Below are 18368 nucleotides of genomic sequence, written 5' to 3'. Positions count from 1 at the left end.
TAAGTTTTGCTTTTTTATTTATATTAAATTAGATAAAACATAAAGCCAATAATATGATATTATACATAAACATCATAAGCATAAACTTATAAGATAATTTAGATGTACATTGAGCATAATAATGACGTCCTGTATAACAACGATTGTATAATCCATCTTGAATTTCTGGCCAGCGCTTAAGTGTATTTAAAAATAAAAGCCCTGCTAGTTTAGACATATTTTTAATTTTACTTTTAAAGCTATGAAATCCATGTCTACAACTCATTGCATTGTAGATACTTGAAGCTTCATCGTTAATTAATAATATGTAAAGCTCCATTGATTTAGCTATATCGCAAATATCTTGTAATGGAGTTATTTTGGATACTAAAGAAAGTATATGATCAAGTGGTGTTGTAAGTGTTAAATAAGATATGCACATACCACCTGAAACACCTTTTAAAATAATTACAATTATGTAATTAAAATTATAAACAAATAACAATGTTATTGAAGATAATAGTGAAAAGGATAATATACCTATATTGAATTTTAATACTATGTCTTTAGGATTATTAGCTTTTATGTGAAGAATTAAAAAAATAAATATGTTTAATATAAGTGGAAGAGGTTTATGTACAAATCCTAGAATAATCATAGGAAAAATGCATAGGCATAACTTTTCCAAGGGATGCCTATGACTTTCTTTGCTTATTTTTGAATAAGCTATGATTGTTTTGAGCATTGAGTCTTTCTACCTACATAATAGCCAATAAAACCTGCTCCTATAGCTGCTTGTAAACAGAATAATAGCGTTTCTATTTCTCCAGATGGTGGTTCCCAGATATGGCTAAACCAAGGTTCATAATCACCATCAATTTCAGCTATAACTTCTTCCATTTGATCATCTCCACCTACAAATTCACTTGTAGAACCATAATAAGCTAGTGGTGCAATTATAAGAAATGCACTTAAAATTATTAAGATAATAATATTTTTCTTTTTCATCTTATATCATTTCCTCCAATGTATGTAATTCCTCTTTTGAGTGTTTTTCAATAAACTCAAATATTATAACAGTAAATATTCCTTCAACAATAGCAAGTGGAACTTGAGTCACTGCAAATATTGCAAAGAATTTTCCAAATGCAGCTATTACACTTCCGCTGCCAGAATGAGCAAGAGCCATTTGTATAGATGTTATTAAATAAGTTGATAAATCACCTAAAAATGCGGCTAAAAATATAGCAACTTTTTTATTTGAATTCTTAAAAATTTTGTATATAAAGAATGAAACAAATGGTCCTACTATACCCATTGAAAAAACATTAGCTCCTAGAGTTGTTAGTCCACCATGAGCAAGTAAAAGTGCTTGAAATAAAAGAACTAGAGATCCAACAACACTCATAGCAAATGGCCCAAAAATAAGTGCACCTAAAGCAGTTCCTGTAGCATGTGAACTACTACCTGAAACAGATGGTAATTTTAATGCTGATATAACAAAGCAAAAAGCTGCAACTAAAGCTAAAAGCATTTTTAAATCTTTGTTAGTGCTTGTCTTAGTTTTAATTTGTTTTATACCTATAATAATAAAAGGTATACAAAGTACAAAATAAGTAATGCACCAACCAGGACTTAAAAATCCTTCAGCTATATGCATTGCAGAAGCTGTATATGGTATAAATAAGCATAAAAATAGTGCTAAAAGTAAAGTATGTTTTTTTCTCATAAAAAATCCCTCCATATTTTAATAATAAATTTTATAATATTTTTAATAATAAACCTTTATAGTTGATTTTGTTGATTTAAAAAATTAAAAAAATTAATTATAGTTTAAATTTTCATCAATAAAGAACAAATTTTATTTAAAGATATGATATTAAAAATCATTCTCAAGTTATTTTGAGTACAAATATATGTATATAAAAAAAGTAGGGGAACTACGAGGGAATGGACTTTAAGTTAAAAATAACCTAATAGTTCCCTACTAAAAATAAACATTAGTTAAATATTACTTTTAAAATTCAAAATTTTTAAATACATCTAAGAATTTATCAATATGCTCATCTGTATGTTTTACAGATAAGAATAAAGCTTCAAATTGAGATGGAGCAATGTATATTCCGTTTTTTAATAAGTAAAGATAAAATTTTGAAAATAATTTAGTATCACAAGTTTTGGCATCATCATAATTAGTTACCTGAGCTATATCAGTAAAGAATATAGTCATCATTGCACCACATCTATTTATTGTCATAGGTATACCTTTCTCTTTTGCAATTTTAAGCATACCATTTTCTAATTTTGAGCCTAATCTTTCAAGATGTGTATAGTATTCAGGGTGATTATAAAGTTTTGTTACTGCTGAAAGGCCTGCTGCCATAACTACTGGATTCCCAGACATAGTTCCAGCTTGATAAACAGGACCTACCGGTGATAGTTTTTCCATTATCTCTCTTTTTCCACCATAAGCACCACATGGAAGTCCACCACCCATTATTTTTGCATAGCAAACTATATCAGGAGTTACATCAAATAATGTTTGGGCACCTTTATATGCAACTCTGAATCCACACATAACTTCATCAAATATTAAAAGTGCACCATATTCTTTACAAAGACTCTCGAGTTTTTTCATAAACTCATTAGATGCTTTTATGACACCCATATTTCCAGCAACAGGTTCTATAATAACACCAGCTATATCGTGTCCATACTTTTTGAAAATTTCTGTTATACTTTCAATACTATTGTAATTAGCTATTAATGTATTTTTTATACTTTCTTGAGGAACTCCTGCACTTCCAGGTATACCTTCAGTCATAACGCCAGAACCTGCACTTACAAGGAATCCATCAAAATGACCATGGTAACATCCAGCAAATTTTATGATTTTATTTTTCCCAGTATAGCCACGTGCTAATTTAACAGCGCTCATAGTAGCTTCTGTTCCGGAATTAACCATTCTTATTAAATCTATATTGTCTAGTGTTTCACATAGATGTTTTGCAAGCTTTAATTCTAAGTTAGTTGGTGCACCAAAAGCTATAGATTCACTACAACATGTTTTTATAGAATTAACTATATCTTCATCGTTATGACCAAGAATCATAGGTCCCCAAGCACCAATAAAATCAATATATGTATTTCCATCTTCATCAGTTATTGTTGCGCCATTACCACTTTTAATTACTGGAGGGGTAATTCCCATATCTTTTAATGCTCTAACAGGACTATTTACACCGCCAGGTATGTACTTTTCTGATTCTTTAAAAATTTGATTACTTTTTTCTAAATTCATAAATAAAACCTCCTTAAGTTTTATATGCAATGTTTATTAAATATCGCAAAAAATCTTTTCAATAATTGATAATGCTTCTTTGCCTTTACCATTTAAAGTTTCTTCTTTTAAAACTTCAATAGCTCTATTAACGTATGCATTGCTAGTACTTTTGATAAGTGTTTCCACTAATTTATCATTATCCTTTGTAAATTTTTTTTGAGTGTATGTTTTAAATCTGGTGCTATATATTATGTTGCTTTTTTTATCATTTTCATAATATGAGGAGATAGGGATCTAAGCTTAACCCATTCTAAATACTCATACATGTATTTTTTACTATGTAATAATGTTCTTCCATTAAAGTTTTTCTTAATTTTTTATTTTCAGCATCTATAGTATGAATTTTATCTATGTCATAAACAGTTATATTAAGTAAATTATCTATAGAACTACAAACATCTCTAGGTACAGCTAAATCAAAAATTAAAAGATTTTCTATGTCCTCAACATCATTTTTTTCAATTATAAAATTCTTTGACGAAGTACAACTTATAAGTACGTCAATTTTATGTAAGTATTTATTTTTATCGTTTACATGAATTATCTCAACTTTATCATTAGAATTTTTAATTAAGTCATCATTTTTAACTTTTTCTATATCCCTACAAGCTATATATAACTTATCAAAATTATTATCATTGACAAGTAAGTTTTTAAAACATAATTTACCTACATCACCAAAACCTATAATCATAAAAATACGTTTTTGCTTATTTATAGCTTCTTTTATTGCAATGGAAGAAGAAGAAACAGGAATTTTGTAAAGCATAGTTTCTGTTTTAAATTCTTTTCCACATCCAATGGCATTAATAAATAGTCTTTCAAGTGGACCTTTTATAACATTAAGCTCTAAAGATTTAAAGTATCCATCTTTAACTTGACCTAATATTTGATCTTCCCCTAATATCTTAGAATGAAATCCACAACATAATTCCATGATATGTCTTACAGCATTTTCTCCTGTAGAAATAAAAGTATATTTCATATCATTAATATCCCAATTTAAAGTTAAAAAATTTTTTTAACTAATAAATCATTATTACTTTCTTGAGAAGAAAAATATACTTCTGTTCTATTACAAGTAGAGATTATAATAACTTCATCAAGAAAACTTTTAAGTTTTAATAAGTTACTCTCTAAATCTGAAGAATTAATACTAAATCTACTACGAACATCTAAAGTTACATCTTTATTTAACCCTATTAACCTAACCATGTATAAACCATCTCCTAATTACAAGAACAAAATATTTAAGTTTTAAAATAACAATACTTTAGTATTATATACTTATAAATAAAGTAAATGTGTAAATATATTAATTATTATTTAATATTAGTATATTAGATTTTATTGTATCGTACTAAAGTTTTATATATTTACCTAAATATAGGCAATAAAAAAACTCACAAAAGTGAGTTTATAATCAAAAAATACATAAATATCTTATATAAACAACACTTTCCTTCCGCCCGAAGGTTTGTGGTTAGATTTACGGCAGGTCTCCTGACTTACGGGTCAATCTCCTTTTACCTTCCCAAAGCACAAAGCTTCAGTGGTTAAAATTCGTCTCCGTTACAGTAGCGGGGGCTGTAGTGGGCTTACACCACTTTCCCTATTAAACTATAAAAGTACCATAAAAAGTATTAAATTTAAAATTGTACAAGCAAATTATAACACAATAAAAACAATTTTGAAAGATTATAATTAAAAAAAATACAAAATTACGACAAATCAAGAAAAAAACATGTATAATTAAAAAATAAAGACTATTAAGATGAATTGTAAAATTAGCTAATTTTACAATTGAATAATATATCATTATAATAATATAGGATTAATTTGATAGTAAAAGAATATAAAATGTTAATATATGTATTAATTTAGGAGGATATATATGGATTTTTTAAAGGAAAAGCTAAAGAAGCAATCAAAAACGTCTATTGCTTTAACAATATTATTAATTATTGCAATTATATTTATGGGACAAATCTACTATAATGAGAAGGAATTTATAAAGAATTTTAACGATTTTAAGAAATATTTTACAGAAAGAAATGAAGAAAGTGCACATGGTATTTATATTGATATAAAAAAACAATCTCATAAGGAGAAAGTTGATGTATACATATTAGACCAATTAGATGCATTCAAATATAATTTAGAAAATGATTCTATTGAAAATAGTCATATTGATGATGCTAGTAAAGAGTTAAGCTATTTTGAGTTTTATTCTGAAAAGTCAGAAAAAGTCAAAGAAGAGTATACTAAAATGCAATCTTATGTGGAGGATTATAATCATTATAAAAATGGATTAGAAGCTTATGATAAAAAAGACTTTGTAAAAGCAAAAGAAGAGTTTGAAAAAGTAACTTCAAATTATAAACAGTATAATGAAGCTCAAACTATGGCTGAAAAAATGAGTGCTAAATCTAAAGAATGGTCATTAAAGAAATGTAATGAATTATTAGCTTTAGGTGATATAGAAAATGCTTTAGTTGAACTAGAAAAAGGTTTTTTACTAAATAAAGATGATTCTGATTTATTAAAGGAAAAAGAAAATATTGAAAAAAATAAAATTGAGTATTTAAAAAATAGAAAAGAGATTAGTGGATCTTTAGAAAAAATAAATAAATTAAATTGGATTAAAGATGAAAAAAGTATAATCATAGAAGAAGTTAAGTATAAGGAAAAAGATTTTTATAAAGTTACAGAAAAAGATGAAAAAAATCCTAACATATGGGAATATGAATTATATATAGAAAAATTACCAATTGATAATGAAAACACAGAAGAAGAGAAAGACAAAGACAAAGTGATGAAGGAAACTATTGCTTTGCTTATAAAAGATAAAGAAGAAAAAAGTTTAGATGATTTTATAAAAGAAAATGAAATGAAACAGTAATTTTTTTAAAGGGCGAAAGCCCTTTAAATTTTTTTGTTTTATATTTAAAATTAAAAATATTTAAAATATTAGCGTTAAAATGAAAAGTTTGATAATATATAAATAAGTTATAATATATAAAAGAATGATATTAGTTAATATCATAGGTTTTTGGTGATATATAGAAAATACATTCATTTATAAGAAAAGTTATTTATATATAGTATTAATATATCATCTTAAAAAAATAATTAAGGGGGACATTCTTATGGATAAATTTATAAAAAGAGGTAATTTAGTTTATATAAGAAAGCCTGACTTTGAAGAAATTGATTATATAAAAAAACTTTGGAGTGATGAAGATACAATGAGAGATGTAGGAGGCGCAATTCATTATAGTGAATATAAATGGGAGAATTGGTATAAAAGAATGGTTGACCCTGGAAATGGCAAGAATTTTTATTGTTTAATATATAATATGGAAAACACACCAGTTGGGGAAGTGAGTTTTCACGGATATGACAGAAACACTAAAACCGCTGATTTAAATGTTAAAGTTGAAAATAAATATAGAGGTAATAATTATGGGAATGAAGCAGTTATGCTATTATTAGAATATTATTTTAATAGCTATGGTGGTGAGGTTATTTTTGACACTGTTGCTAATGAAAATGGAATAGAAGCTCTTAAAACTTGGAAATTTGAAGTTCTTGAAGAAAAAGGTAAAGAAGTATTATTTAGAATGACAAAAGAAAATTTTAATAAAATGGTAGAGCAATAAAGTAATAACTATTATAATAAAGAAGTAATAAACTAAAGAAAGTGAGGTGTTTTGTTTAGTTGATATAGTTTTATAATTATAACTAGGGTGCTAAACAAAATATTTATGAAGTTATTTTTTATATCTGATATTCATGGATCTCTTAAATATTGTAAATTAGCAATTGATGCTTTTATAAAAGAAAATGCTGATTATATAATAATATTAGGAGATGTTTTATACCACGGACCAAGAAATCCATTGCCAGAGGAATACAATCCTAAAGAAGTTGCAAAGCTACTTAATAATTATAACAACAGAATAATAGGTGTAAGAGGAAATTGTGATGCAGATGTGGATCAAATGTTGCTTGAATATCCATGCATGATGGATTATAGTACCATTTTATATGGTGATAAAAGGTTTTTTCTAACCCATGGACATATTTATGATGAAGAAAAACATCCTAATATATGTGATGGTGATGTGTTGGTATATGGACATACACATGTACCGGTAGCCAAAAAAGAAAATGGTATATATATATTGAATCCAGGTTCAATAACATATCCTAAAAAAAATAGTCCTAATAGTTATGGAATTTTAGATAAAGGTATTTTTTATATAAAAAAATTAGATGGAAATATAATAAAAGAACTAAAAATTATATAAATAATTATAATGATAAAGTTGTTTTTAAATGGATTACTTTCTTTTTAAAAACAACTTTTTAAATTCAATTATTTAATTAAATTATAACTTATTTGTAAACTGTATAAAGATTTACTCCATAATATATTCTTAAATTAAAGTCAAATTTTAATATTATATAACTTTTTTTATATTTAAATTTAAATGCATAAATTAAGAAGTTAATTTTATAGCTCATATTTAAAATCGTTAATAATTTGATTGTTGATATATTGAATGTTGATATATTTCTAAAATTAATGAAATATACCAAAGTTCATTAATTTTTGATAAAACTTGACATGGAGTTTGTTTAATTTTATAATCATAATTGAAATAAGTCGAAAATAACTGATGAAAAATTTACAGGTAATTTAATTTAAAAAGAATATAGAACAAGTTAGGTGCTTAGAATAAGTGAAAAGGGAATGTGGTTAAATTCCACAGCAGCCCCCGCTACTGTAATTGATGACAACTCTTTAAAATTGCCACTTTTTTAAAAATAAGAGGGGAAGGCAAAGAGAAGGATGATTCATGAGCCAGGAGACCTGCCTAATTTTAAAAAGCTTTCGGAGGGAAAGGACTATTTATTTTGTTTAAATTTCAAATAGTTTATTTATAACAAATAGATGCACCCTTTCAGGTGCATCTATTTTTATTTTGTGATTTTTAAGAAAATTCAATATGAAATTTAAATTATAAATTATAGTTTTTTCAATTAATTGGAACTATATATTATATTTTGATTTTAGAAATAATTGTAGTTGGAAAGGGTGTTTTAAGATGGCAAAAATAATGGTACAAGGAACTGCGTCTTCTGTTGGGAAAAGTATTTTAGTTACAGCACTTTGTAGGATATTTACTCAAGATGGGTATAAGGTATGTCCTTACAAGGCACAGAATATGTCTTTAAACTCGTACATAACATTAGATGGAAAAGAAATGGGGAGAGCACAAGTACTTCAAGCGTATGCATCAGGATTAGAACCAGAAGCATATATGAATCCTATTTTGTTAAAACCAACTAGTGATCAAAAATGTCAAATAATTGTTAATGGCGAAGTTTATGGAAATAGCTCTGCTATGGAATATCATAATCTTAAATTGAAATTTAGAGATATGTTAAAAGATCAATTTGATGAATTAGAAAAAAAGTTTGACATAATTGTTATGGAAGGTGCAGGAAGTCCAGCAGAGATTAACTTAAGAGACAGAGATATAGTTAATATGGGGATGGCAGAGCTTGTAGATGCTCCTGTAATATTAGTTGGAGATATTGATAAAGGTGGAGTGTTTGCATCTTTAGTAGGAACATTAATGCTTTTAGAAGATAATGAAGAAGAAAGAGTTAAAGGAACTGTAATTAATAAATTTAGAGGTGACGTAGATATATTGAAACCAGGAATAGATATGCTTGAAGATATATCTAAAAAACAATGTTTGGGAGTTGTTCCACATTTTACATTAGCTTTAGAAGATGAAGATGGTGCAGTAGAATTAAATAAAAATATTACAGATAAAATAGATATAGCAGTTATAAAACTTCCAAGAGTATCTAATTTTACTGATTTAGATGCACTTAAAATTGAAGAAGATGTTTCCGTTAGATATATAACATCTTTAGAAGAATTTAAAAATCCTGATTTGTTAATTATACCAGGTACAAAAAATACCATAGAGGATTTAAATGTGCTAAAAGCAAGCGGATTATTTGACAAAATAAAAGAATATAGTAAAGAAGGAAATGTTATAGGTATATGTGGTGGATACCAAATGCTAGGCAAAAAAATAAAAGATCCATATAGAGTTGAAAGTAATAATTTAGAAACAGAAGGATTAGGCCTTTTAGATATTGAAACAGTTTTTGAAAATAAGAAAGTAACTACTAGGGTAGAAGGAACTGTAATCAATAAAGATTTATTTAATACAACAAAAGAAGATATAAATGTTTATGGATATGAAATTCATATGGGAGTATCAGAATTAGGGGAAAATGCAGATCCATTATTTAGAATAACAAAAGAAAATGGTAACAAGTGTGATCATATTGATGGGGTTATTAATAAAGAAAGAACTGTAATAGGAACTTATCTTCATGGAGTATTTGATAATATAGATTTTAGAGAAGTTATAATTAATGAATTAAGAAGTAAAAAAGGTATAGAATACAAAAAAGCACAACCATATGAAAATCTTAGAGAAAAAGAGCTTGATAGACTAGCTGATTTAGTAAGAAGTTCTTTAGATATGGATAAAGTATACGAAATAGTTGGTTTGAAAAAGTAGCAACTGATTACTCATTTTAAACTGCTCTTAAAGAATATGCTATTTAAACGTATTCTTAAATTAAAATAATCAGTACTTAGGAATTAAGAATTAAGAAATTATTACTTGTATGTTATGAATTTTAAATATATTAATGGATATTAAACAAAACATTTAGAATCATCAAAAAATGAGTTGTAAGGGTTAATCTTAATTCTTAATTAACCTAAGAGAATTATATTAAATTATTTTTATAGGGAGGTGAAAATATGTTTAATTTTGATTTGAAACAAAATATTATATATATATTTATAGCTATGATTATAGATTTTATATTAGGAGATCCAAATTGGATTCCACACCCAATAATTTATATAGGAAAACTTATAAGCATTATTGAAAAGAAACTTAGAAGTAAATTTGAAAATAATTATAAATTAAAAAGAGCAGGAGCATTAATGGTAGTTATAGTTTGTATGTTGACTTACTGTATACCATACATATTATTAAGATTTGCACTTATAAATAAAGTTGTTTTTCACATATTAAATGTAATAATAATCTGGACAACTATTGCAGCTAAAAGCTTAGATAATGCAGCAATGGAAGTATATAATTCATTAAAAAAAGAGGACATAGAAGATGCAAGGTTAAAACTTTCTTACATAGTTGGTAGAGATACAAAGGAACTATTGTCCCATGAGATAATAAGAGCAGATGTAGAAACTGTTGCTGAAAATGCATCTGATGGAATAATAGCACCTATATTTTATGCACTTATTGGAGGGGCGCCGCTTGCAATGATGTATAAAGGCGTAAATACAATGGATTCTATGGTAGGATATTTAAATGAAAAATATAAAAATATAGGTTTTTTCCCTGCTAATGTAGATGATATATTTAATTATATTCCGGCTAGAATAACAGGCATACTTATGTGTTTATCTGCTTTTGTAGTAAATGGAAGTATAACAGAAAGTTTCAAAATAATGATAAGAGATAGAAAAAATCATAAAAGTCCCAATTGTGCATATCCAGAAGCTGCTACAGCAGGAGCTTTAAAAGTTCAATTAGGTGGAACAAATGTGTATTTTGGGCAAGTCACGTATAAACCGACTATCGGTGATGATATAACAAAGTTAGATTATAAACATATAAAAAAATCAGTTAAACTTATGTATACAAGTGAGATTTTATTTGTTTTAATAATGATTTTAGCTTTAGTAATTATAGAATTTTAATTTAACAAACTAATGATAAATTGGCAAAGGTGAGGTGTTACTTTTGAAACATGGAGGAGACATATATAGTGATGGAATATTAAAGGGAAAAAATTAATAGATTTTAGTTCTAATATAAATCCTTTAGGGGTTCCAAATTCAATTGTAAACAATATTAATGAAGCAGTAGATATGCTTAATGTATATCCAGATATAAAATATAGAATTTTAAAAGACAACCTAATAGATTATGTGAATGAATCATATGAGTATTTTGGTATGGAAAAAAGAGAAATTAAAGTTATACATGATAATGTATTATTAGGAAATGGAGCATCAGAAATTTTAGATTTAGCTATAGGAGCTTTAAAATCTATAACAATAGTAGTTCCATCATTTGTTGAATATGAAGATAATGCAACAAAACACGGTTTAGATATAAAATATTCATATTTAAAAGAAGATTTTACATATGATTATGATGATATATTAAATAAGGTAAAAGGTAGTGAGGGATTAATAATAGGTAATCCGAATAATCCTAATGGATGCGTAATTGATAAAGAAAAATTTAAGACTATTTTAAATTACTGTGAATTAAATAATAAAATAATTTTAATAGATGAGGCATTTATTGAATTTACATTAAATTTAAATTTAAGTTTTGTAGATTTAATTAATAAGTATAAATGTTTAGTAATTATACGTGCTATAACAAAATTTTATGGTCTACCAGGAGTGAGATTTGGTTTCGCATTGACTACAAATGAAAGAATCATAGATTACTTTAACCTTATGCAAAATCCATGGAATATAAACTGTTTTGCTGAAGTAGCAGTTAAATATGGTTTAAAAGATGAAAAATATATATTAGAATCTATAAATTGGATAAAAGTAGAAAGACAGTTAATGTTAGAAGAACTAGATAAAGCAAAATTTGTAAATACGGTGTATAATACTTATGGAAACTACATATTGCTTAAATTAAAAGATATAAATTGTCATAAATTTTATGAAAAATTAAAAGAAAAAGGAATAATAATTAGAAAATGTGATAATTATAAAGGCTTAAATGAAGAATTTGTGAGAGTTGCAATAAAAGATAGAGAATTAAATTTAAGGCTATTGGAAGCTATGAATAGTTTATAAATTACAAAAAAATAAGGTGATGTTGTTGAAAGGTAATGTAGCATATTTGTCACTTAAAACAAATAACTTAAAGGTATTAATAATAGGTGGAGGTAAGGCAGGTTTTATAAAACTGAAATCTTTTACAGAGAAAGGTGCTAGTGTAAAAGTAGTATCTAGAGAGTTTTGTCAAGATATTATAAATTACAATAGCAAAGAAAGATTTGAACTAAGCTATGAACAATATAATGATGAGTTAATAAATAAGGCTCATATAGTAGTTATAGCTACTGGTGATAAAAAGTTAAATGACAAAATAAGAAATGATTGTGAAAATAACTTTAAGTTTTATATAGATACTACAGAAGTTAGTAAAAGTCTTTGTACGATGCCAGTTATAGGTGAAACAGAAAACATGACTTTTGCCCTTCAAACTAAAGGAAAAAGTCCTAAAACAACTTTATTTATGAAAAATGTATTAAAAGAAAATTTGACGGAGTATGACAATTATATAGAATTTACTGTAAAAGTGAGAAATTCTATAAAAAATATAGACAAGAAAAAGGAAGTTATGAATTTTATAGCTTCAAAGGACTTTTTATATTTTTTCAATAAAGGATATGGAGAAGAAATTTTAAATTTATTTTATGGAGGTAATAACCTTGAAATTAGCAACAAGAAAAAGTAAATTGGCACAGGTGCAAACAGAGTATGTAATGGAGCTTTTAGAAAAAAAACATGGGATAAAAAGTGAAAAAGTGCTAACTGATACTTTAGGTGACAGAAGATTAGATGTAACTTTAGATAAAATAGGGGGAAAGGGTTTATTTATAAAAGAACTAGAAGTTTTAATGATTGAAAGACTTGCAGATGCAGCAGTACATAGCATGAAGGACATGCCTTATGAATTACCAGAAGGGTTTGAAATAGCAGCTACACCATGTCGTGAAGATGTTAGAGATGCTTTTGTGTCTTTAAAAGGTGTTAAATTTAAAGATTTAAAAACAGGAGCTAGAGTTGGAACTAGTAGCAAAAGAAGGGCAACTCAATTAAAGATATTAAGACCAGATATTGATATAGTTCCTATAAGGGGAAATGTTCAAACAAGAATAGAAAAAATAGAAAAAGAAAATTTGGACGGTATTATATTAGCAGCTGCAGGACTTAAAAGATTAGGAATGGAAAATATAATAACAGATTATTTTGATCCAAATGATATGGTCCCAGCTGTAGCACAAGGAGCTTTAGCTATAGAGATAGCTAAGAATTTAGATAATAAAGAAGTATTTACTTCTTTAAATGATGAGAACGTAAGAATTTGTGTTGATGCAGAAAGAAGCTTTATGAAAGCACTAAAAGGAGATTGTCATTCAACAATAGGTGCATATGCAAAAATTTATGATAGCAAATTAAAAGTCATAGGTGTATATGAGGTTAATGAAAAATTAGTAAAAAAAGAAGTAGAAGGCAATATAGAAGATAATATAAAACTTGGTGAAGAACTAGCAAAATTAATTTTAGAAGACAGATAGAAAGTCCTATCTTAATAATAGGAGGAGAAACAATGAGTAAAGTATATTTAATTGGTGCAGGGCCTGGACATGAAGAACTTATAACATTAAGAGCTGTAAATGTTTTGAAAAATTGTAGTGCAATAATGTATGATAGACTTTGTGGGGAAAGCTTTTTGAAGTATGTAAATAGTGATGCAGAAATTTATTATTGTGGAAAAGAGCCTGGATGTCACTATAAAACACAAGAAGAGATAAATGATATGATAGTATCACTGGCTAAACAAGGTCATACAGTAGGAAGAGTAAAAGGTGGAGATCCATATATATTTGGCCGTGGTGGAGAAGAAGCACTTAGACTTTTAGAAGAAGATATAGAATTTGAAGTAGTTCCTGGTGTAACATCACCAATATCTGTTTTAAACTATGGTGGGATTCCTGTTACTCATAGAGGGGTTGCTAGAGGATTTCATATATTTACTGCAAAAAGTAAAGATAATATGGATTTAGATTTTCCTGTTATATCTAGGTTAAAAGGTACATTGATATTTATGATGGGATTTGAAAAATTAAGTTTGATTACTAATAACTTAATTGAAAATGGAATGGATAAAAACACTCCATGTGCTGTAGTTATGAGGGGGACAACATCAAAACAAAAGAAAGCAGTAGGAACATTAGAAAATATAAAAGAGAGGGCTTTAAAAAATGGTCTTGCAAATCCAAGTATAATTGTTGTTGGGGATGTTGTTAAGTTTCATAATCAGCTTAATTGGTTTGAAAAAAAACCACTATTCGGAAAGAATATTTGTATAACAAGAACTAAAGAGCAAAGTAGAGAAATACGAGAAAGACTTGTTGATTTAGGTGGAGAAGTAACAGAAATAAATTCAATAAAAATTAAACCAACTAGTGAAAAATTAAATCCATACATAGAAAAATTAAGTCACTATGATTACATAGTAATAACAAGTGCAAATGCAGCGAATATTTTCTTTAATTATCTAATAGAAAAAGAATTAGATATAAGAAATATAAAAGCAAAATTTATAACTATTGGACCAGCTAGTGATAAAGCTATAAGAAAATTTGGAGTAGTTCCAATTTTGTGTGCTAAAGAATATGTTGCAGAAAATCTTTTTGAACATATGAAGGAGTTTATAAAAGAAAATGATAAAATACTTCTTCCAAGATCTAAAAAAGCAAGAACATTTTTAGTAGAAGCATTAGAAAGTAAAGGATGTATAGTAGATGAGTGTCATATATATGAACCAGAACTTGGAGATGCCGTTGGACTGAATAGATTTAAAGACTGTGATGTTGTAGTATTTACAAGTCCTAGTACCGTAATTAATATGATAGAACTTGTAAGTATTGAGGAAATAAAAAATAAGACTGTATTATCTATAGGACCTATAACTTCAATAGAACTTAATAAAAACAATATAGAACATATTGTTTGTGACAAAAGTAGTAATGATGGAATGATAGATAAACTTATAGAAATATATAAAAAATAAGATTTAAAAATATTATAAGTTTAACAAGAAGAAAGTATATTATATAAAAGCATAAGGAGTGGTTTAAATGTTAACAGGGTTAAGAAGATTAAGAGAAAATGATGCAATAAGATCAATGGTTAGAGAAACTATCTTAAATACAAATGATTTCATATTCCCTATATTTGCAGTTGAAGGTGAAAATATAAAAGAAGAAATTTCATCATTAAAAGGAAATTATCATTGGTCTTTAGATAGATTACCAGAAATAATTGAAGAAGTTAAAAAAGCAAAAGTAAGAGGTGTTATAGTTTTTGGAATTCCAGATCATAAAGATGAAGTTGGAACTTCTGCTTTTGAGGAAAATGGAATTGTTCAAAGAGCAGTTAGAAAAATAAAAGAATTAGATAAAAATTTATTTGTAATTACCGATGTATGCATGTGCCAATATACAAGCCATGGACATTGTGGAATTATAGAAGGTGAAAGAGTAGTTAATGATAAATCAGTAGAAATTATTTCTAAAATAGCTTTATCTCATGCAAAAGCAGGAGCTGATATGGTAGCACCTTCTGATATGATGGATGGAAGAATTGGTGCTATAAGAGATATTTTAGATGCTAATGGATTTGATTATGTTTCAATAATGGCATATAGTGCTAAATATTGTTCAGCAATGTATGGCCCATTTAGAGCAGCAGCTAATTCATCACCACAATTTGGTGATAGAAAAACTTATCAAATGGATCCAGCAAATGGTCGTGAAGCATTAAGAGAAATAGAAGCAGATATAATAGAAGGTGCTGATATTATAATGGTTAAACCAGCGATGATTTATTTAGATGTAGTAAAGGCAGCATACGATACTTTTAACATTCCAATAGCTGCATACAATGTAAGTGGTGAATATGCAATGATAAAATGTGCAAGTGAAAATGGATTATTAGATGAAAGAGCATCAGCCCTTGAAATGTTAACTTCTATAAAAAGAGCAGGTGCAAAACTGATAATAACATATTATGCAATTCAAGCTTCTCAATGGCTAAATGAAAATTAGTGAGCGTGATTTTATGAAAGGTATAGTATTAGCTTCTAATTGTAGTGGTGGTGGAAAAACCACTACTACACTTGGAATAATGAAAGCACTAATGAAAAAAGGTTATGATGTTCAAGGATACAAAGTGGGACCAGATTATATTGATTCAGCTTTTCACAAGCACATAACGAAAAAACCAAGTAGAAATTTAGATTTATTTTTAATGGGTGAAGAAGGTGTAAAAGCTTCTTTTTCTAGAGGTACTGGAGATGTTGCTATAGTTGAAGGAGTTATGGGTCTTTATGATGGTAAAGGAATAAACAGTGAGTTTTCAACAGCGCACGTAGCTAAAGTTTTAGACTTACCGATAATTTTAATTTTAAGTCCAAAAGCTCAAAGTGCTACTTTAGCAGCAGAAATACAAGGTATTTTAAATTATAAAGATGAGTTTATCAAAAATACTAATATAAAAGGTGTAATTTTAAATAATATATCACCAGGGTATTATAATCTTTTAAAAACCATAATAGAAACCCATTGTAAAATAAAAGTTTATGGATATATTCCGAAGGATAAAGAGTTAACATTAGAATCTAGACATTTAGGTTTAGTTCAATGTAGCGAAACTGATGATATAGATTATAAAATTGATAAGTGTAGTAACCATATATTAGAAAATATAAATATAAATAGTCTTATGGCTGATTTAAAGCAGTGTGATACATATGATGATAAATATCATGTGAAAAATAGGAACTTTAACATAGCAGTAGCAAAAGATGAAGCCTTTAGTTTTTATTATAGAGAGAATCTAGAGCTACTACAGGAGTGTGGAAACATAATATATTTTAGTCCATTGAAGGATAAGCGATTACCACAAAATATAGACTTTTTATATATAGGTGGAGGGTATCCTGAAGTTTTTGGAAAAGAACTTTGTGACAATATTACTATGAGAGATTCTATAAAAGATGCATTAGAAAAGGGTTTAAAATGTTATGCAGAATGTGGAGGACTTATGTATCTTACTGAAGGAATAGAAGATTTAAATGGGAATTACTATGAAATGGTTGGTTTCTTTAAAGGAAAAACTGAAATGACAACAAGACTTCAAAATTTTGGATATTGTACCAATGAAATAGATGGCTTGAAAAAATCTATAAACGGACATGAGTTTCATAAATCAAAAGTTAGTTTAAATGAAAAAACAGTTTATAATGTTACCAAAAGTGGATTTGATGGAAAAATAAAAAAATGGACTTGTGGATATTTAAAAAAGAATACTTTAGCAGGTTACTGTCATACACATTTCTTTTCTAATATGGATTTTTTGAATTTTTTAATGGAAAATGATAATTAACAAATAAATCATATTAAAAATATAAACTTTATTAAAAAATTAGGTGAAGTGAGGAATATAGATTATGAGAGATTACGTGAAAAGTCCTATGGGAATAGAAGAAAAAAGTTTTGAGATAATTGGAGAAGAAATGGCTCCACATAATTTTACAGAAGAACAATTAAAAGTAGTAAAAAGAGTTATACATACAACAGCAGATTTTGATTATCAAAATATAATACATTTTAGTGAGGATGCTATAAACAAAGCTAAATCAATATTAAAAGAAGGAAAGATGATTTATACAGATACTAATATGGCATTATCAGGAATAAGTAAGCCTGCATTAAAAAAATTGAATTGTAACGTAGAATGTTTTGTAGCTAGAGAAGATGTTAAATTAGAGGCAAAAGAAAAAGGAATAACACGTTCAATGGCAGGTGTAGAGAAAGCTGTAGAAGAAGGGGTAGAATTCTTTGTCTTTGGAAATGCACCAACAGCTATATTTAAACTTTTAGAACTTGTTGATGCAGGAAAAGTAAAACCAAAGTTTGTTGTAGGTGCACCAGTTGGATTTGTAGGAGCTAAAGAAAGTAAAGAACTTTTAGAAAAATATGATATACCTTATATAACTATTAGAGGAAGAAAAGGTGGAAGTGCAGTAGCCGCTTCAATTATGAATGCAATAATGTATATGATGGTTGAAAGATAGAAGGA

18 protein-coding genes, 1 pseudogene and 2 riboswitches are annotated in these 18368 nt (G+C 27.1%); of the genes and pseudogenes, 12 read left to right on the top strand and 7 right to left on the bottom strand.

Translation table 11 applies throughout. The features are described from left to right. Positions 1-28: 28 nt before the first annotated feature. The 7 genes from CSGHG_RS13900 to CSGHG_RS24705 all read right to left on the bottom strand — a co-directional run bounded on the left by CSGHG_RS13900 (position 29) and on the right by CSGHG_RS24705 (position 4537). Entirely contained in the window at positions 29-667 is a 639-nt protein-coding gene (locus CSGHG_RS13900) for a CbiQ family ECF transporter T component (RefSeq protein WP_207635866.1), read from the bottom strand. A gap of 38 nt (positions 668-705) precedes the next feature. Continuing rightward, positions 706-987 (bottom strand): energy-coupling factor ABC transporter substrate-binding protein, encoded by a 282-nt coding sequence (locus tag CSGHG_RS13895; RefSeq protein WP_010296487.1) that lies wholly within the window; start codon positions 985-987, stop codon positions 706-708. A gap of 1 nt (position 988) precedes the next feature. Continuing rightward, positions 989-1708, bottom strand: a complete 720-nt coding sequence (locus tag CSGHG_RS13890) for an energy-coupling factor ABC transporter permease (RefSeq protein WP_010296485.1) — start codon at positions 1706-1708, stop codon at positions 989-991. Positions 1709-1996: 288 nt separating this feature from the next. After that, positions 1997-3280, bottom strand: a complete 1284-nt coding sequence (gene hemL, locus CSGHG_RS13885; protein WP_010296484.1) for a glutamate-1-semialdehyde 2,1-aminomutase — start codon at positions 3278-3280, stop codon at positions 1997-1999. Between the two features lie 36 nt (positions 3281-3316). After that, on the bottom strand, positions 3317-3448 hold the full coding sequence (locus CSGHG_RS24715; protein ID WP_010296483.1) for a hypothetical protein: 132 nt from the start codon (positions 3446-3448) through the stop codon (positions 3317-3319). 124 nt (positions 3449-3572) lie between these two features. After that, positions 3573-4307, bottom strand: a complete 735-nt coding sequence (locus tag CSGHG_RS24710) for a glutamyl-tRNA reductase (protein WP_010296482.1) — start codon at positions 4305-4307, stop codon at positions 3573-3575. A gap of 23 nt (positions 4308-4330) precedes the next feature. Then, on the bottom strand, positions 4331-4537 hold the full coding sequence (locus CSGHG_RS24705; protein ID WP_010296481.1) for a hypothetical protein: 207 nt from the start codon (positions 4535-4537) through the stop codon (positions 4331-4333). A gap of 261 nt (positions 4538-4798) precedes the next feature. After that, positions 4799-4973, bottom strand: a riboswitch (cobalamin riboswitch). Between the two features lie 243 nt (positions 4974-5216). Between CSGHG_RS24705 and CSGHG_RS13875 the strand changes: the two genes are divergently transcribed. From CSGHG_RS13875 to CSGHG_RS13820, 12 genes and pseudogenes are all read left to right on the top strand, one after another. Continuing rightward, positions 5217-6224: a hypothetical protein gene (locus CSGHG_RS13875; protein ID WP_010296480.1), complete on the top strand. Its 1008-nt coding sequence runs from the start codon at positions 5217-5219 to the stop codon at positions 6222-6224. A 247-nt stretch (positions 6225-6471) separates the two neighbouring features. Beyond that, positions 6472-6984, top strand: coding sequence for a GNAT family N-acetyltransferase (locus CSGHG_RS20895; protein ID WP_010296479.1), 513 nt, complete (start codon positions 6472-6474; stop codon positions 6982-6984). A gap of 105 nt (positions 6985-7089) precedes the next feature. After that, complete coding sequence (gene yfcE, locus CSGHG_RS13865) at positions 7090-7635, top strand: phosphodiesterase (protein ID WP_010296478.1); 546 nt, start codon at positions 7090-7092, stop codon at positions 7633-7635. A gap of 403 nt (positions 7636-8038) precedes the next feature. Further along, positions 8039-8223: riboswitch (cobalamin riboswitch) on the top strand. Positions 8224-8436: 213 nt separating this feature from the next. Next, positions 8437-9939 carry a cobyric acid synthase gene (locus CSGHG_RS13860; RefSeq protein WP_010296475.1) on the top strand — a complete coding sequence of 501 codons (1503 nt, stop codon included), beginning with the start codon at positions 8437-8439 and terminating at the stop codon, positions 9937-9939. 248 nt (positions 9940-10187) lie between these two features. Next, complete coding sequence (gene cbiB / locus CSGHG_RS13855) at positions 10188-11159, top strand: adenosylcobinamide-phosphate synthase CbiB (protein WP_010296474.1); 972 nt, start codon at positions 10188-10190, stop codon at positions 11157-11159. Between the two features lie 43 nt (positions 11160-11202). Then, positions 11203-12287, top strand: a pseudogene (locus tag CSGHG_RS20890) (pyridoxal phosphate-dependent aminotransferase). A 25-nt stretch (positions 12288-12312) separates the two neighbouring features. Then, positions 12313-12954 carry an NAD(P)-dependent oxidoreductase gene (locus tag CSGHG_RS13845; RefSeq protein ID WP_010296471.1) on the top strand — a complete coding sequence of 214 codons (642 nt, stop codon included), beginning with the start codon at positions 12313-12315 and terminating at the stop codon, positions 12952-12954. After that, complete coding sequence (gene hemC / locus CSGHG_RS13840) at positions 12923-13798, top strand: hydroxymethylbilane synthase (protein WP_147582246.1); 876 nt, start codon at positions 12923-12925, stop codon at positions 13796-13798. The genes CSGHG_RS13845 and hemC overlap by 32 nt, the downstream gene beginning before the upstream one ends. A gap of 32 nt (positions 13799-13830) precedes the next feature. Then, a complete protein-coding gene (gene cobA, locus CSGHG_RS13835) occupies positions 13831-15297 on the top strand; it encodes a uroporphyrinogen-III C-methyltransferase (RefSeq protein ID WP_010296467.1) in 1467 nt (488 codons plus the stop codon). Positions 15298-15364: 67 nt separating this feature from the next. Continuing rightward, complete coding sequence (gene hemB / locus CSGHG_RS13830; protein WP_010296464.1) at positions 15365-16333, top strand: porphobilinogen synthase; 969 nt, start codon at positions 15365-15367, stop codon at positions 16331-16333. Between the two features lie 13 nt (positions 16334-16346). After that, positions 16347-17672 (top strand): cobyrinate a,c-diamide synthase, encoded by a 1326-nt coding sequence (locus CSGHG_RS13825; RefSeq protein ID WP_010296463.1) that lies wholly within the window; start codon positions 16347-16349, stop codon positions 17670-17672. Between the two features lie 64 nt (positions 17673-17736). After that, positions 17737-18363, top strand: coding sequence for a precorrin-8X methylmutase (locus tag CSGHG_RS13820; RefSeq protein ID WP_010296461.1), 627 nt, complete (start codon positions 17737-17739; stop codon positions 18361-18363). Positions 18364-18368: the final 5 nt, after the last annotated feature.

The sequence above is a fragment of the Clostridium senegalense JC122 genome (assembly GCF_000285575.1).
GTDB lineage: Bacteria > Bacillota > Clostridia > Clostridiales > Clostridiaceae > Clostridium_J > Clostridium_J senegalense.
Note: the sequence above shows the minus strand (reverse complement) of the source record. Positions and strands in the feature narration are given on the sequence as shown.

What these genes read in the sequence shown, in the direction of transcription:
- CSGHG_RS20895 (WP_010296479.1), top strand. Translation starts at nt 6,472, where the DNA reads ATGGATAAATTTATAAAAAGAGGTAATTTAGTTTATATAAGAAAGCCT.
- cbiB (WP_010296474.1), top strand. Translation starts at nt 10,188, where the DNA reads ATGTTTAATTTTGATTTGAAACAAAATATTATATATATATTTATAGCT.
- CSGHG_RS24705 (WP_010296481.1), bottom strand. Translation starts at nt 4,537, where the DNA reads ATGGTTAGGTTAATAGGGTTAAATAAAGATGTAACTTTAGATGTTCGT.
- CSGHG_RS13890 (WP_010296485.1), bottom strand. Translation starts at nt 1,708, where the DNA reads ATGAGAAAAAAACATACTTTACTTTTAGCACTATTTTTATGCTTATTT.
- cobA (WP_010296467.1), top strand. Translation starts at nt 13,831, where the DNA reads ATGAGTAAAGTATATTTAATTGGTGCAGGGCCTGGACATGAAGAACTT.
- CSGHG_RS13825 (WP_010296463.1), top strand. Translation starts at nt 16,347, where the DNA reads ATGAAAGGTATAGTATTAGCTTCTAATTGTAGTGGTGGTGGAAAAACC.
- CSGHG_RS13875 (WP_010296480.1), top strand. Translation starts at nt 5,217, where the DNA reads ATGGATTTTTTAAAGGAAAAGCTAAAGAAGCAATCAAAAACGTCTATT.
- hemL (WP_010296484.1), bottom strand. Translation starts at nt 3,280, where the DNA reads ATGAATTTAGAAAAAAGTAATCAAATTTTTAAAGAATCAGAAAAGTAC.
- CSGHG_RS24710 (WP_010296482.1), bottom strand. Translation starts at nt 4,307, where the DNA reads ATGAAATATACTTTTATTTCTACAGGAGAAAATGCTGTAAGACATATC.
- CSGHG_RS13860 (WP_010296475.1), top strand. Translation starts at nt 8,437, where the DNA reads ATGGCAAAAATAATGGTACAAGGAACTGCGTCTTCTGTTGGGAAAAGT.
- CSGHG_RS13820 (WP_010296461.1), top strand. Translation starts at nt 17,737, where the DNA reads ATGAGAGATTACGTGAAAAGTCCTATGGGAATAGAAGAAAAAAGTTTT.
- yfcE (WP_010296478.1), top strand. Translation starts at nt 7,090, where the DNA reads ATGAAGTTATTTTTTATATCTGATATTCATGGATCTCTTAAATATTGT.
- CSGHG_RS13895 (WP_010296487.1), bottom strand. Translation starts at nt 987, where the DNA reads ATGAAAAAGAAAAATATTATTATCTTAATAATTTTAAGTGCATTTCTT.
- hemB (WP_010296464.1), top strand. Translation starts at nt 15,365, where the DNA reads ATGTTAACAGGGTTAAGAAGATTAAGAGAAAATGATGCAATAAGATCA.